This is a genomic window from Streptomyces sp. NPDC107575 (assembly GCF_055657265.1).
The window spans coordinates 728,542-740,436 of record NZ_JBVKBG010000003.1; the positions used below are offsets into that span (position 1 = coordinate 728,542).

13 protein-coding genes are annotated in these 11,895 nt (G+C 71.2%); 9 read left to right on the forward strand and 4 right to left on the reverse strand.

Going from position 1 to position 11,895, the window contains the following annotated elements; translation table 11 throughout:
• The first annotated feature begins 20 nt into the window (after positions 1 to 20).
• Entirely contained in the window at positions 21 to 1,151 is a 1,131-nt protein-coding gene (locus tag ACZ7L4_RS16585) for an alpha/beta hydrolase (protein ID WP_472103113.1), read from the forward strand.
• A complete protein-coding gene (locus ACZ7L4_RS16590; protein WP_472103115.1) occupies positions 1,148 to 2,377 on the forward strand; it encodes an acyltransferase family protein in 1,230 nt (409 codons plus the stop codon). The genes ACZ7L4_RS16585 and ACZ7L4_RS16590 overlap by 4 nt, the downstream gene beginning before the upstream one ends.
• A gap of 55 nt (positions 2,378 to 2,432) precedes the next feature.
• On the opposite strand, the gene ACZ7L4_RS16595 is transcribed toward ACZ7L4_RS16590, so the two are convergent.
• Both ACZ7L4_RS16595 and ACZ7L4_RS16600 read right to left on the reverse strand, forming a co-directional pair.
• Positions 2,433 to 3,479, reverse strand: coding sequence for an aldo/keto reductase (locus ACZ7L4_RS16595; protein ID WP_472103117.1), 1,047 nt, complete (start codon positions 3,477 to 3,479; stop codon positions 2,433 to 2,435).
• 5 nt (positions 3,480 to 3,484) lie between these two features.
• On the reverse strand, positions 3,485 to 3,958 hold the full coding sequence (locus ACZ7L4_RS16600) for a MerR family transcriptional regulator (protein ID WP_450809604.1): 474 nt from the start codon (positions 3,956 to 3,958) through the stop codon (positions 3,485 to 3,487).
• Positions 3,959 to 4,066: 108 nt separating this feature from the next.
• Here ACZ7L4_RS16600 and ACZ7L4_RS16605 point away from each other — a divergent pair, with 108 nt between their 5' ends.
• Both ACZ7L4_RS16605 and ACZ7L4_RS16610 read left to right on the forward strand, forming a co-directional pair.
• A complete protein-coding gene (locus ACZ7L4_RS16605; protein ID WP_472103119.1) occupies positions 4,067 to 4,534 on the forward strand; it encodes a GNAT family N-acetyltransferase in 468 nt (155 codons plus the stop codon).
• A gap of 30 nt (positions 4,535 to 4,564) precedes the next feature.
• Positions 4,565 to 5,374, forward strand: coding sequence for a serine hydrolase domain-containing protein (locus ACZ7L4_RS16610; protein ID WP_472103121.1), 810 nt, complete (start codon positions 4,565 to 4,567; stop codon positions 5,372 to 5,374).
• Positions 5,375 to 5,402: 28 nt separating this feature from the next.
• Here the strand turns inward: ACZ7L4_RS16610 and ACZ7L4_RS16615 are convergent, their stop codons facing one another.
• Positions 5,403 to 6,068 (reverse strand): pirin family protein, encoded by a 666-nt coding sequence (locus tag ACZ7L4_RS16615; RefSeq protein WP_472103122.1) that lies wholly within the window; start codon positions 6,066 to 6,068, stop codon positions 5,403 to 5,405.
• Positions 6,069 to 6,153: 85 nt separating this feature from the next.
• On the opposite strand from ACZ7L4_RS16615, the gene ACZ7L4_RS16620 reads away from it, so the two are divergent.
• The 5 genes from ACZ7L4_RS16620 (at position 6,154) to ACZ7L4_RS16640 (ending at position 11,122) form a co-directional block, all read left to right on the forward strand.
• Positions 6,154 to 7,383: a PucR family transcriptional regulator gene (locus tag ACZ7L4_RS16620; protein ID WP_450809600.1), complete on the forward strand. Its 1,230-nt coding sequence runs from the start codon at positions 6,154 to 6,156 to the stop codon at positions 7,381 to 7,383.
• Between the two features lie 89 nt (positions 7,384 to 7,472).
• Positions 7,473 to 8,393 carry an ACP S-malonyltransferase gene (locus ACZ7L4_RS16625; RefSeq protein ID WP_472103124.1) on the forward strand — a complete coding sequence of 307 codons (921 nt, stop codon included), beginning with the start codon at positions 7,473 to 7,475 and terminating at the stop codon, positions 8,391 to 8,393.
• An 18-nt stretch (positions 8,394 to 8,411) separates the two neighbouring features.
• Positions 8,412 to 9,443 carry a beta-ketoacyl-ACP synthase 3 gene (locus tag ACZ7L4_RS16630; RefSeq protein WP_472103126.1) on the forward strand — a complete coding sequence of 344 codons (1,032 nt, stop codon included), beginning with the start codon at positions 8,412 to 8,414 and terminating at the stop codon, positions 9,441 to 9,443.
• Positions 9,444 to 9,515: 72 nt separating this feature from the next.
• The gene (locus ACZ7L4_RS16635) at positions 9,516 to 9,764 is read left to right on the forward strand and encodes an acyl carrier protein (protein ID WP_472103128.1); all 249 of its coding nucleotides are present in this window, start codon (positions 9,516 to 9,518) and stop codon (positions 9,762 to 9,764) included.
• Between the two features lie 86 nt (positions 9,765 to 9,850).
• On the forward strand, positions 9,851 to 11,122 hold the full coding sequence (locus tag ACZ7L4_RS16640) for a beta-ketoacyl-[acyl-carrier-protein] synthase family protein (protein WP_472103130.1): 1,272 nt from the start codon (positions 9,851 to 9,853) through the stop codon (positions 11,120 to 11,122).
• 87 nt (positions 11,123 to 11,209) lie between these two features.
• Here ACZ7L4_RS16640 and ACZ7L4_RS16645 read toward each other — a convergent pair whose 3' ends face one another.
• A complete protein-coding gene (locus tag ACZ7L4_RS16645) occupies positions 11,210 to 11,704 on the reverse strand; it encodes a DUF3145 domain-containing protein (protein WP_399233190.1) in 495 nt (164 codons plus the stop codon).
• Positions 11,705 to 11,895 lie beyond the last annotated feature (191 nt).

Genomic DNA, 11,895 nt, shown 5'->3' on the forward strand with positions numbered 1-11,895 from the left:
GGACGAAGGGGAGACGGGCGATGGGCCTGAGCTCTTGGAAACAACGCGGCCGTCGCGCCGTGGCAGCCGCCGCGCTCACGGCGATCGCCGTGTCCGGCACGGCGGGTTGGGCATCGGGCCAGGAACAGCGCCCACTCACCGGTCCTCCCCCGGGCACCGCTTCGTGGCGTGCGGACGAGTCGCTGGGCCGCGCACTGCCTGACCCCGCGACGACGAAGCCCGCTCAAGTCGCCTCCTTCTTCCGCGGGTTGAGCGAGGACGAGCGGCACGAACTCGTCGCGCGGCACCCGTCGGTCGTCGGCAATCTGGACGGCGCCCCGATCGCCCTGCGGTACGAGGCGAACGCGCTGGCGCTGAAGGCCGAGCGGGCCCGGGCCCGCGCCGACGCCAAGGACCGGACGCTCACCGAGCGACAGCGGACCTCGGCGCGTGCACTCGCCGACCGCTGTGCCCAACTGCTCGCGCAGGACCGCCGGATACTCGCCTTCGACCCCCGCGGGCGCGGCCAGGTCGCGGAGGTCCACGGGGACTTGAGGACGGCTCGGCATGTCTCCGTGATCGTGCCGGGCTCCGACATCGACCTGGGCACGTTCGACCGGGCCAAGGATGTGTACGGGACGCCGACCGGGATGGCGCGCTCTCTGTACCGGGCGACGGACGGGCGGACGGCCGTGGTGGCGTGGGTCGGATACACCACTCCGGTGGGCCTTGGCCCGGACGCGGCGACAGGCCGACTGGCCGAGGCGGGAGCCCCCAGGCTGGCCCGCTTCGTGCAGGGGCTCACCGCCGCCGGCACCCCGCGGCCGACCGTGTTCTGTCACAGCTACGGGTCGGTGGTGTGCGGCATCGCCGCGCCCCGGCTTGCCGCAGCGGACCTCGTGGCCCTCGGTTCGCCCGGACTGCATGCCGATTCGGTGGCCGCACTGCACACCCGCGCCCGGGTGTGGGCGGCCAGGGACGACAGCGACTGGATCGGCAAGGTGCCGAACGTCGAGCTGTTCGGTCTTGGGCACGGCACCGACCCGACTGACCCGTCCTTCGGAGCCCGCCGGGTGCCCGCCGAGCGGGCGCAGGGACATACGGGCTACTTCGCGCCGGGCACGGACTCGCTGCGCGCCTTCGCCGACATCGCCACCGGAGCTGCGTCATGACCGCCACCTCTCTCCGCGCTTCCCTGTCCTCTGCCGTCGCCTCGATCGACGCGAAGACACCGGCCCACCGGGATCGAGCGGTGGACGGGCTGCGGGCGTTGGCCCTGCTCGCCGTGCCGACCGGACACTGGCTGCTCGCCGGGTTCACGCTCGATCCGCAGAGCGCCCTGCACAACGCGAGCCCGCTGAGCAGTTTCGGCTTCTTCGCGCCCCTCAGTTGGGTGCTGCAGATGCTCGGGGTCTTCTTCCTCGTCGGCGGTTACGCGTCGGTCCTGTCGTTCCGGCGGGCGCGGGAGCGCGGCACGTCGACGGCCGGCTGGCTGCGCGGCAGGCTCGCCCGGCTGGGCCGGCCGGTGCTCGGCGTGACCGCGGTGTGGGCCGCGATGGCCCCCTTGCTGTACGCCCTCGGGGTGCCCTTGGCGACGTTGCGCACGGCTTCCACCCTGGTGATACAGCCCCTGTGGTTCGTCGGCATCTACACAGTGATCACCGCGCTCACACCGTGGTGCGTCAAGGCCGCGCACCGGCTCGGCGCCTGGTCCGCGGTCCCACTGATCGGATCGGTCGCCGTCGTCGACTTCCTCCGGTACGGCCCCTTCTCCTCGTCCATGCCCTCGTGGCTGAGCCTCCTCAATCTCCTTCCGGGCTGGATGTTCGCGTATCAACTGGGCGTCTGCTGGGGCGAGAAGAGGCTCGGGAAGCGGGGGGCCTGGGCGCTGCTCGTCGGTGGCACGGCTCTGTTCGCGGCCCTGCTGCTGCTCTTCCACTACCCGGCGTCGATGGTCGGGGTGCCGGGCGAGGCGCGGACGAACTCGCACCCGCCGTCGCTGCTGGTCCTCGCCCTTGCGGCCGCACAGAGCGGCGCCGCGATCCTGGTGCGGGACCGTCTCGGCAGGCTGCTGCGCCGCCCGGCCCTGTGGGCGCCGGTCGTGGTCATCAACCTGTCGGCGATGACCATCCTGTGCTGGCACCAGACGGCGCTGCTCGCGGCGGCGATACCCGGCTCCTTCGCCGGAGCGATACCGGGCCTCACGACGGCCCCGGACACGCTCGCCTGGATAGCGATCCGCCTCGCGTGGCTCCCGCTGTTCGCGGGGCTGCTCGTCCTGATCGGCCGCTATGCGCGGGGCTTCGAGTCGCCGTGGGAGCGGGTGAGTCGGGGGCGCCGGGCGCTGGCGGGGCTGCTCGCGGCCGGGTTCGCGGTGTTCGCGCTGGGGTTGGCGTGAGCGGCGCGGGGCCCCGCCCTGGCGGGACGGGGCCATCGGCCACGGGCTGCCCCGGCTACTCGCGGCCGGCCGATGTGGCGGTCATGTCCGCGTACCGGTCCCCCGAGACCTTGGAGGCGATCGGCTCGAGGAGTGACCGCTCCTCGTCGGTGAGCACGATGCGGGTCGCCCCGGTGTTCTCCTCGACACGCGTGCGCTTGCGGGTGCCGGGGATCGGGACGACACCGAGGCCGAAGACCCCTGCCTGCTGCTGCACCCAGGCCAGGGCGATCTGGCCGAGTGAGGCGCCGTGGGCGTCGGCGATCCGCCGGATCGGGTCCAGCAGGGCCGCGTTGGCGGCGGCGTTGTCGCCGGTGAACCGGGGTTGTTGGCGGCGGAAGTCGTCGTCGGCGAGTTCCTTGTCGGCGGAGACGAAGGCACCGGTGAGGAAGCCACGGCCGAGCGGGGAGTACGGGACGAGCGCGACGCCGAGTTCCGCGGCGGTGGGCACGACCGAGCGTTCGATGTCGCGGCTGAACAGCGACCACTCGGACTGGACGGCCGCGATCGGATGGACGGCGTGGGCGGCGCGCAGTTCGGCGGCGGTGACCTCGCTCAGACCGAGGTGCTTGACCTTGCCGGCGGCGACGAGTTCGGCCATCGCGCCGACCGACTCCTCGATCGGCACCTTCGGGTCGCGGCGGTGCATGTAGTACAGGTCGACCGAGTCGACGCCCAGGCGCTGGAGGCTGGCGTCGATGCAGGTCCTGATGTAGGCGGGGTCGTTGCGGATGACGCGCTTGTACGGGTCGCCCGGATCGGACCCGATGGCGAACTTGGTCGCCAGGACGATCTCGTCCCGGTGTGCCTTGACGAAAGGAGAGAGGAACTTCTCGTTCTCACCGGCACCGTAGGCGTCGGCGGTGTCGTACAAGGTGACGCCGAGCTCAAGGGCCCGCTCCAGGGTGGCCCTGGCCTCGTCACTGTCCGTCGGTCCATAGGCCCAGCTCATACCCATGCAGCCGAGGCCCTGAATGCCCACCACGGGCCCGTTGTTTCCCAACTCAACAGTGGAAATGCGCCGTTGCTCGCCCGCCCGCGGCGTCCGCTCGGTGCTGCTCATGCGGTTCACGCCCTCTCCGGCGCCGGTCGGGCGCCCGCATAGAAGTCGATCTTGTAGTCCAGCACGGCCAAGGTGTCCTGCAGCTCCGCCACCCGGTTCAGGACGTCTCGGCGGGTCGCTTCGAGCAGCTCCCTGCGCTCGTCGAAGGTCTGCTCGCCCCGGCGCACGAGCTCGGCGTAGCGCACCATGTCGGCCACCGGCATCCCGGTGAGCCGGAGCTTGCCGACGAGCGCCAGCCAGTCCAGGTCCCTGTTGCTGTAGCGGCGCTGCCCGGTGTGCGAGCGGTCGACGTCGGGCATCAGGCCGATCCGCTCGTACCAGCGCAGGGTGTGGGCGGTCAGACCGGTGAGGGCGACGACCTCGCTGATGGTGTAGCGGTCCTGCCCTTCGGGGCGGGGGTGTGCGGGGGGCGCCGAGGCACAGTTGTCGGTCTTCCGGGTCGCCGCGCGGGACCGGGGCGTGGTCTCCATCACCGTCATGGCCCCCACGCTAGAACCTTGGAGTGCACTCCAAGCAAGCGCGGCACTGGAACACATCCCGGGAAATCGGGACGACACCCCGAAGGCGACCCGGTTACGGTGCGGGCCATGACTGCCGTACGCCGTGCCACGCCTGCCGACGCCGAGGAACTGGTCCGCCTGCGCAAGATCATGCTGGACGCGATGAGACCGAGCGACGACGTGGAGTGGCAGCCGTACACGACGAAGGCGCTGCGGTTCCATCTGGCCGACGCGGAGGGCCCGTTGGCGGTGTTCGTGGTCGACGCCCCGGACACTCCGGGAACGCTGGCGGCCTGCGCGACCGGCACGATCAACCTCAGCCTGGGCGGCCCAGGGAACCCCGAGGGCACCGCGGGCCACGTCTTCAATGTCTGCACCGATCCCGCGTACCGGCGCCGCGGCTACTCACGGGCCTGCATGGACGCGCTGCTGTCCTGGTTCAGGGAGCGGGCCGTGCGCCGCGTCGACCTGCACGCGTCCGCCGAGGGCGAGCCCCTGTACTCCTCCCTCGGTTTCGCCCGCACTCCTGCCCCCGCGATGAGGCTGACTCTCTGACGTCCTCGGTGAGGAATTAGGCTCGTACGCATGCAGAGCCTCGCCTTGATCGAGAACTGGCCGGTACCGACCGCCGCAGCAGCCGTCGTCCGTGCGGACGGCACGGTACTGGGGGCCCAGGGGCCCACGGCCCACCGTTTCCCGCTGGCCTCGGTCACCAAGCCGCTCGCCGCCTACGCGGCGCTGGTCGCCTACGAAGAAGGGGCGATCGAGCTCGAGGAGCCGGCGGGCCCGGAGGGCGCGACGGTCCGGCATCTGCTGGCACACACCAGCGGACTCGCCTTCGACGAGCACAGGACGACGTCGGAGCCCGGCACCCGGCGGCTGTACTCGAACGCGGGCTTCGAGGTGCTCGGGGACCACATCGCGAAGGCCACGGACATCCCGTTCGGCGAGTACCTGCGCCAGGCCGTGCTCGAACCCCTGGGGATGACGGCGACGACCCTCGACGGTTCGCCGGCCAAGGACGGCGTGTCGACGGTGGACGACCTGGTGCGGTTCGCCGCCGAGGTGCAGGCGCCGCGGCTGCTCGACCCGCGGACCGTGGCCGAGGCGATGACCGTGCAGTACCCGGGGACGAAGGGCGTGCTTCCGGGGTACGGGCACCAGAACCCGAACGACTGGGGGCTCGGGTTCGAGATCCGGGACCACAAGTCGCCGCACTGGACGGGTAGTTCGTCCTCGCCGCGGACGTTCGGGCACTTCGGGCAGTCGGGCACGTTCCTGTGGGTGGACCCGGATGCCGGGGTGGCCTGTGTGGCGCTGACGGACCGGGCGTTCGGGCCGTGGGCGGCCGAGGTGTGGCCGCCGTTCACCGACGCGGTGCTCGCGGAGCTCTGACTCGACGCCTCGCGTCACCCGGACCGGTTCAGCCGCCCATCTCCCAGATCAGCAGCTGCGTCTCCGTCGTCGCCAGCACCTCGAGGCCGGTCTCCGCGGTGATGCGGGCGGCGTCCCCGTCGGTCAACTCCGTGTCAGCAAGGCGCACTTCGCCCCGCACCACGTGGACATAGACGTGCGGGGCGTCCGGCACTTCGCCGCGCTCACCCGCCGCCAGCCGCCGCACGTGCAGCATGGCGCCCGCCGCGGGGACGTCGTACGGGGTGGAGTCCGCGATGCCGTGCACCACCTCGTACGCCGGGTCGCCGCCCGGGTCGACGGGAGCCAGCCACATCTGGACGAAGGTGAGGGGCTCGGCGCCGTCGTTGCGTTCGACGTGGCGGACGCCGCCGCCGGAGCTGAGGCGCTGCACGTCGCCGGGGCGGACCACCGACTCGTGACCGGTGGAGTCGCGGTGGGTGAGCTCACCGGTGACGACCCAGGTGACGATCTCCGTGTGGCTGTGCGGGTGTTCGTCGAAGCCGGCGCCGGGTGCGAGGCGCTCCTCGTTGCAGGCGAGGATCGCGCCGAAGCGCAGGTTGTCCGGGTCGTAGTGCGGGCCGAAGGAGAACGCGTGGAGGGATTCGATCCCCTCCTCGGGTTCGCCACCGGGATAGCGGTCGCCGGAGCGGCGTACATCAATCACGCGGTACACGGTAGTCCTCGTATCCGGCCGTTCGGCGGGCTCACCTCGGACCCTCCACTCCGCTGAGGCGTCCCGATAAGGCAGTCTTGTCCCCGTGCCCCAATCGGAATCAGAGCAGCCCTCAGCGAACGAACCAGCGGCCCGCCAAGGCGGCCCCGCGGAGCCTCACCCGCATTCGGCGACCCTGAAACGCCTGGAGAAGTCGTCCGGGGCACTCGCCGCGCAGGCGATTACGCGCATGGACGAGACGTTGCCCTGGTACCGGGCGATGCCTCCGGAGAACCGGTCGTGGATCGGCCTTGTGGCGCAGGCGGGCATCGCCGCGTTCACCGAGTGGTTCCGGCACCCGGACGCGCCGCAGGCCATCTCGACGGATGTGTTCGGCACCGCGCCCCGGGAGCTGACCCGGGCGATCACGCTGCGCCAGACCGTGGAGATGGTGCGGACGACCATCGAGGTCATGGAGTCCGCCATCGACGAGGTGGCGGCGCCGGGCGACGAGAGCGTGCTGCGGGAGGCGCTGCTCGTGTACGCGCGGGAGATCGCGTTCGCGACCGCCCAGGTGTACGCGCAAGCGGCGGAGGCGCGGGGCGCCTGGGACGCGCGGCTCGAGTCGCTCGTGGTGAACGCCGTGCTGTCCGGCGAGGCCGACGAGGGCGCGGTCAGCCGGGCCGCGGCGCTCGGCTGGAACTCCCCGGAGCACGTGTGCGTGGTGCTCGGCACGGCGCCCGACGGGGACAGCGAGCTGACGGTGGAGGCGATCCGGCGGGCCTCGCGCCACGCCAAGCTGCAGGTCCTGACCGGAGTCCTCGGCAACCGGCTCGTCGTCATCGCGGGCGGCAGCGACAATCCGCTGGCCGTGGCGAAGTCGCTGATCGGGCCGTTCGCCGCGGGGCCGGTGGTCGCCGGGCCCGTGGTGCCCGACCTGCTGGCAGCCACGCGGTCCGCGCAGGCCGCGGCCGCCGGACTCAAGGCGTGCGGCGCCTGGCAGGACGCTCCGCGCCCCGTTCTGGCGGACGATCTGCTTCCGGAGCGCGCGATCGCGGGAGACCCCGCCGCGCGGGACCAGTTGGTGGAGGAGATCTACAGACCGCTCGAGGAAGCCGGCTCGGCGCTCCTCGAGACGCTCAGCGTCTACCTGGAACAGGCAAGCAGTCTGGAGGGCGCGGCCCGGATGCTCTTCGTGCATCCGAACACCGTCCGCTACCGGCTTCGACGTGTGACCGACGTCACCGGCTGGTCACCCTCCGATGTCCGCTCGGCGTTCACGTTGCGGATCGCCCTCATCCTGGGGCGTCTGGCCGAGGCCGATCCCCAGTCGTAGGCTTTTGTCGGGGGCCTACAATTCCCCCTTCGGTTCTTCGTCCCTGTCCCCACCGGCGGCCCGACCCGTCCCCAAGAGAGAGTGTGAGAGTGCTCGTACTCGTCGCTCCCGGCCAAGGCGCCCAGACGCCCGGCTTCCTGACTCCCTGGCTCGAACTTCCCGGTGCCGCGGACCGCCTTGCCGCGTGGTCCGACGCCATCGGCCTCGACCTTGCCCACTACGGCACGCAGGCCGACGCGGACGCGATCCGTGACACGGCCGTCGCCCAGCCGCTCCTTGTCGCGGCCGGGCTGCTCTCGGCCGCCGCGCTCGGCGATGTCGCGCCGGGCGCCGTCGCGGGGCACAGCGTCGGTGAGATCACCGCCGCGGCGTTCGCGGGGGTGCTCGACGAGGCCACCGCGCTGAAGCTCGTGCGCACGCGTGGTCTGGCCATGGCGGAGGCCGCGGCGATCACGGAGACCGGGATGTCGGCGCTGCTCGGCGGCGACCCCGAGGTCACCGTCCCGCACCTGGAGAAGCTGGGCCTGACCCCGGCGAACGTGAACGGCGCGGGCCAGATCGTGGCCGCCGGCACGCTCGAGGAGCTGGCCGCGCTCGAGGCCGACAAGCCCGAGGGCGTGCGCCGCGTGGTGCCGCTGAAGGTGGCGGGCGCGTTCCACACCCGGCACATGGCACCGGCCGTGGCGAAGCTGGAGGAGGCCGCCAAGGAGCTGGCCCCGGCCGACCCCACGGTCACGTACGTCTCGAACAAGGACGGCCAGGCCGTCGCGACCGGCGCCGAGGTGGTCTCCCGCCTGGTCGGCCAGGTCGCGAACCCCGTCCGCTGGGACCTGTGCATGGAGACGTTCAAGGAGCGCGGCGTCACCGCGCTCATCGAGGTGTGCCCGGGCGGCACCCTCACCGGGATCGCCAAGCGCGCGCTGCCCGGCGTCAAGACCCTCGCCCTGAAGACCCCCGACGACCTCGACGCAGCCCGCGCCCTGATCGCCGAACACGCCACGACGGCCTGACAAGGAGATCCGAGCAGCATGTCGAAGATCAAGCCCAGCAAGGGTGCCCCGTACGCGCGCATCCTCGGCGTCGGTGGCTACCGTCCGACCCGGGTCGTGCCGAACGAGGTGATCCTCGAGAAGATCGACTCGTCCGACGAGTGGATCCGTTCGCGCTCCGGCATCGCCACCCGGCACTGGGCCAGTGACGAGGAGACCGTGGCGATGATGTCGGTCGAGGCGTCCGGCAAGGCCATCGCCGACGCGGGCATCCGCCCGGAGCAGATCGGCTCCGTGGTCGTGTCGACCGTCTCGCACTTCGCGCAGACTCCCGCCATCGCGACGGAGATCGCGGACAAGCTCGGCACGGACAAGGCCGCCGCGTTCGACATCTCCGCGGGCTGCGCCGGCTTCGGCTACGGCCTCACGCTCGCCAAGGGCATGATCGTCGAGGGCAGTGCCGAGTACGTACTTGTCATCGGCGTGGAGCGGCTGTCCGACCTGACCGACCTGGAGGACCGCGCGACGGCCTTCCTGTTCGGTGACGGCGCCGGTGCCGTGATCGTCGGCCCGTCCCAGGAGCCCGAGATCGGCCCGACCGTGTGGGGCTCCGAGGGCGACAAGGCCGGCACCATCAAGCAGACCGTGCCGTGGGACTCGTACCGCATCGGTGATGTCTCGCAGCTGCCGCTGGACTCCCAGGGCAACGTCAAGTTCCCTGCGATCACGCAGGAGGGCCAGGCGGTCTTCCGCTGGGCCGTGTTCGAGATGGCGAAGGTCGCCCAGCAGGCGCTGGACGCGGCCGGGGTCAGCCCGGACGACCTGGATGTCTTCATTCCGCACCAGGCCAACGAGCGGATCATCGACTCGATGGTGAAGACTCTGAAACTGCCGGAGCACGTCACGGTCGCCCGTGACATCCGCACCACCGGCAACACGTCGGCCGCCTCGATTCCGCTCGCGATGGAGCGGCTTCTGGCGACCGGCGAGGCGAAGAGCGGCGACACCGCGCTCGTCATCGGCTTCGGGGCGGGTCTCGTGTACGCCGCCACGGTCGTTACCCTCCCCTAGGCAACTGTCCGGATCTTCGGATCCGTGCGGATGCCGCCACACCCTCTGGATACACACCGAAGGAGCGCCAACATGGCCGCCACTCAGGATGAGATCGTCGAAGGTCTCGCCGAGATCGTGAACGAGATCGCCGGGATCCCCACCGAGGACGTCAAGCTGGACAAGTCCTTCACCGATGACCTGGACGTCGACTCGCTGTCCATGGTCGAGGTCGTCGTCGCCGCCGAAGAGCGCTTCGACGTGAAGATCCCGGACGACGACGTCAAGAACCTCAAGACCGTCGGCGACGCCACGAAGTACATCCTCGACCACCAGGGCTGAGCCACAGCCTCAGCCCATGGTCAGTCGCTCCGCCACCCGGCGGTGGCGCCGCTGAATCCCTCGGATCCGTTGGAGAAAGAATTCCTGTGAGCTCGACCAATCGCACCGTGGTCGTCACCGGTATCGGCGCAACCACACCGCTGGGTGGCGACGCGACATCCACCTGGGAGGGCCTGGTCGCCGGACGTTCCGGCGTCAAGCCCCTCGAGCAGGAGTGGGCCGCCGACCAGGCGGTCCGCATCGCGGCGCCGGTCGCCGTGGACCCGGGCGAGGTCATCCCCCGCCCGCAGGCCCGCAAGCTGGACCGCTCCGCGCAGTTCGCGCTGATCGCCGCCAAGGAGGCGTGGGCCGACGCCGGCTTCACCGACAAGGCGGGCGACGACGCCTCCGTCGACCCCGACCGTCTGGGCGCCGTCATCGCGTCCGGCATCGGCGGCGTGACCACGCTCCTCGACCAGTACGACGTGCTGAAGGAGAAGGGCGTACGCCGCGTCTCCCCGCACACCGTGCCGATGCTGATGCCCAACGGCCCGTCGGCCAACGTGGGCCTGGCCGTGAACGCCCGCGCGGGTGTGCACACGCCGGTCTCCGCCTGCGCCTCCGGCGCCGAGGCCATCGGCTACGGCATCGAGATGATCCGCACCGGCCGCGCCGACGTCGTCGTCTGCGGTGGCACGGAGGCGGCCATCCACCCGCTGCCCATCGCCGCGTTCGGCAACATGATGGCGATGTCCAAGAACAACGAGAACCCGCAGGGTGCCTCGCGCCCCTACGACACGGCCCGCGACGGCTTCGTCCTCGGTGAGGGCGCCGGTGTCATCGTCCTGGAGTCGGCCGAGCACGCCGCCAAGCGCGGCGCCCGTGTCTACGCGGAGGCGGTCGGCCAGGGCATCTCCGCCGACAGCCACGACATCGTGCAGCCGGAGCCGGAGGGCCGCGGCATCGCGCACGCCCTGCAGAACCTGCTGGACAGCACCGACCTGGACCCGGCGGAGATCGTGCACGTCAACGCGCACGCGACGTCGACGCCCGCCGGTGACATCGCCGAGCTGAAGGCGCTGCGCAAGGTGTTCGGCGACGACACCGACCACTTCGCCGTCTCCGGCACCAAGTCGATGACCGGGCATCTGCTCGGCGGCGCCGGTGGTGTCGAGTCCGTGGCGTCGGTGCTCGCGCTCTACAACCGTCTGGCCCCGCCGACCATCAACGTCGAGAACCTCGACCCTGAGGCCGAGGGCACGGCCGACGTCGTCCGCGGCGAGGCGCGCAAGCTGCCGGTCGACGGCCGGATCGCCGCGCTGAACGACTCGTTCGGCTTCGGTGGCCACAATGTCGTGTTGGCGTTCCGCACGGTCTGAGGCGTTCTGACGCTCCGCTGAGCACGACAGTGGGCCCGCTCCGGATGTTCCGGGGCGGGCCCACTGTCATTCACGTGCGCACGGTCCTCACACCACCTGGTGCAGCCACCTCACCGGCGCGCCCTCTCCGGCGTAGCGGAAAGGCTCCAGTTCGTCGTCCCAGGGCTTGCCGAGGAGGCCCGCGAGTTCGGCCTCCAGGTCCGTCTCGCCGGCCTTGGAGCGGGTCAGTGCGGCCCGCAGACGGTCCTCCGGGATGAGGATGTCGCCGTGGATGCCGGTGATGGCGTGGAAGATGCCGAGTTCGGGGGTGGCGCTGTAGCGCTCGCCCTCGGCGGTGGCGCAGGGTTCGGCCGTCACCTCGAAGCGCAGCAGCTGCCAGCCGCGCAGCGCGGAGGCCAGCTTGGCCGCGGTGCCCGCCTCGGCCCGCCAGGAGAACTCGGATCTCCAGGTGCCCGGCGCCGCGGGCTGCCGGATCCAGTCGAGGCTGACGCGCGCGCCGAGTACGCCCGCGACCGCCCATTCGACGTGCGGGCACAGCGCGCGCGGAGCGGAGTGCACGTACAGAACTCCACGTGTCGTCACCGGGACCTCCAGTGTGGGTCGAGGTTCGCCTTCCCCAGCGGCCTCGCGCCCGTGCCGAGCCTTCTTCCCTGTTGCCCGGAACGACAAGGTCCAGACAAAAAGGGACACATCTGACGTGTTGTAATTTAGCGGAACCGGTACAGCGGGACCCCAGTGGGTCGACCGGGGATCCCGGGGCGAGGCTATCGCGC

Excerpts from the sequence above, each read along its gene's own strand:
- ACZ7L4_RS16630 (WP_472103126.1), top strand. The coding sequence starts at position 8,412 with ATGTCGAAGATCAAGCCCAGCAAGGGTGCCCCGTACGCGCGCATCCTC.
- ACZ7L4_RS16605 (WP_472103119.1), top strand. The coding sequence starts at position 4,067 with ATGACTGCCGTACGCCGTGCCACGCCTGCCGACGCCGAGGAACTGGTC.
- ACZ7L4_RS16590 (WP_472103115.1), top strand. The coding sequence starts at position 1,148 with ATGACCGCCACCTCTCTCCGCGCTTCCCTGTCCTCTGCCGTCGCCTCG.
- ACZ7L4_RS16595 (WP_472103117.1), bottom strand. The coding sequence starts at position 3,479 with ATGAGCAGCACCGAGCGGACGCCGCGGGCGGGCGAGCAACGGCGCATT.
- ACZ7L4_RS16600 (WP_450809604.1), bottom strand. The coding sequence starts at position 3,958 with ATGACGGTGATGGAGACCACGCCCCGGTCCCGCGCGGCGACCCGGAAG.
- ACZ7L4_RS16585 (WP_472103113.1), top strand. The coding sequence starts at position 21 with ATGGGCCTGAGCTCTTGGAAACAACGCGGCCGTCGCGCCGTGGCAGCC.
- ACZ7L4_RS16610 (WP_472103121.1), top strand. The coding sequence starts at position 4,565 with ATGCAGAGCCTCGCCTTGATCGAGAACTGGCCGGTACCGACCGCCGCA.
- ACZ7L4_RS16635 (WP_472103128.1), top strand. The coding sequence starts at position 9,516 with ATGGCCGCCACTCAGGATGAGATCGTCGAAGGTCTCGCCGAGATCGTG.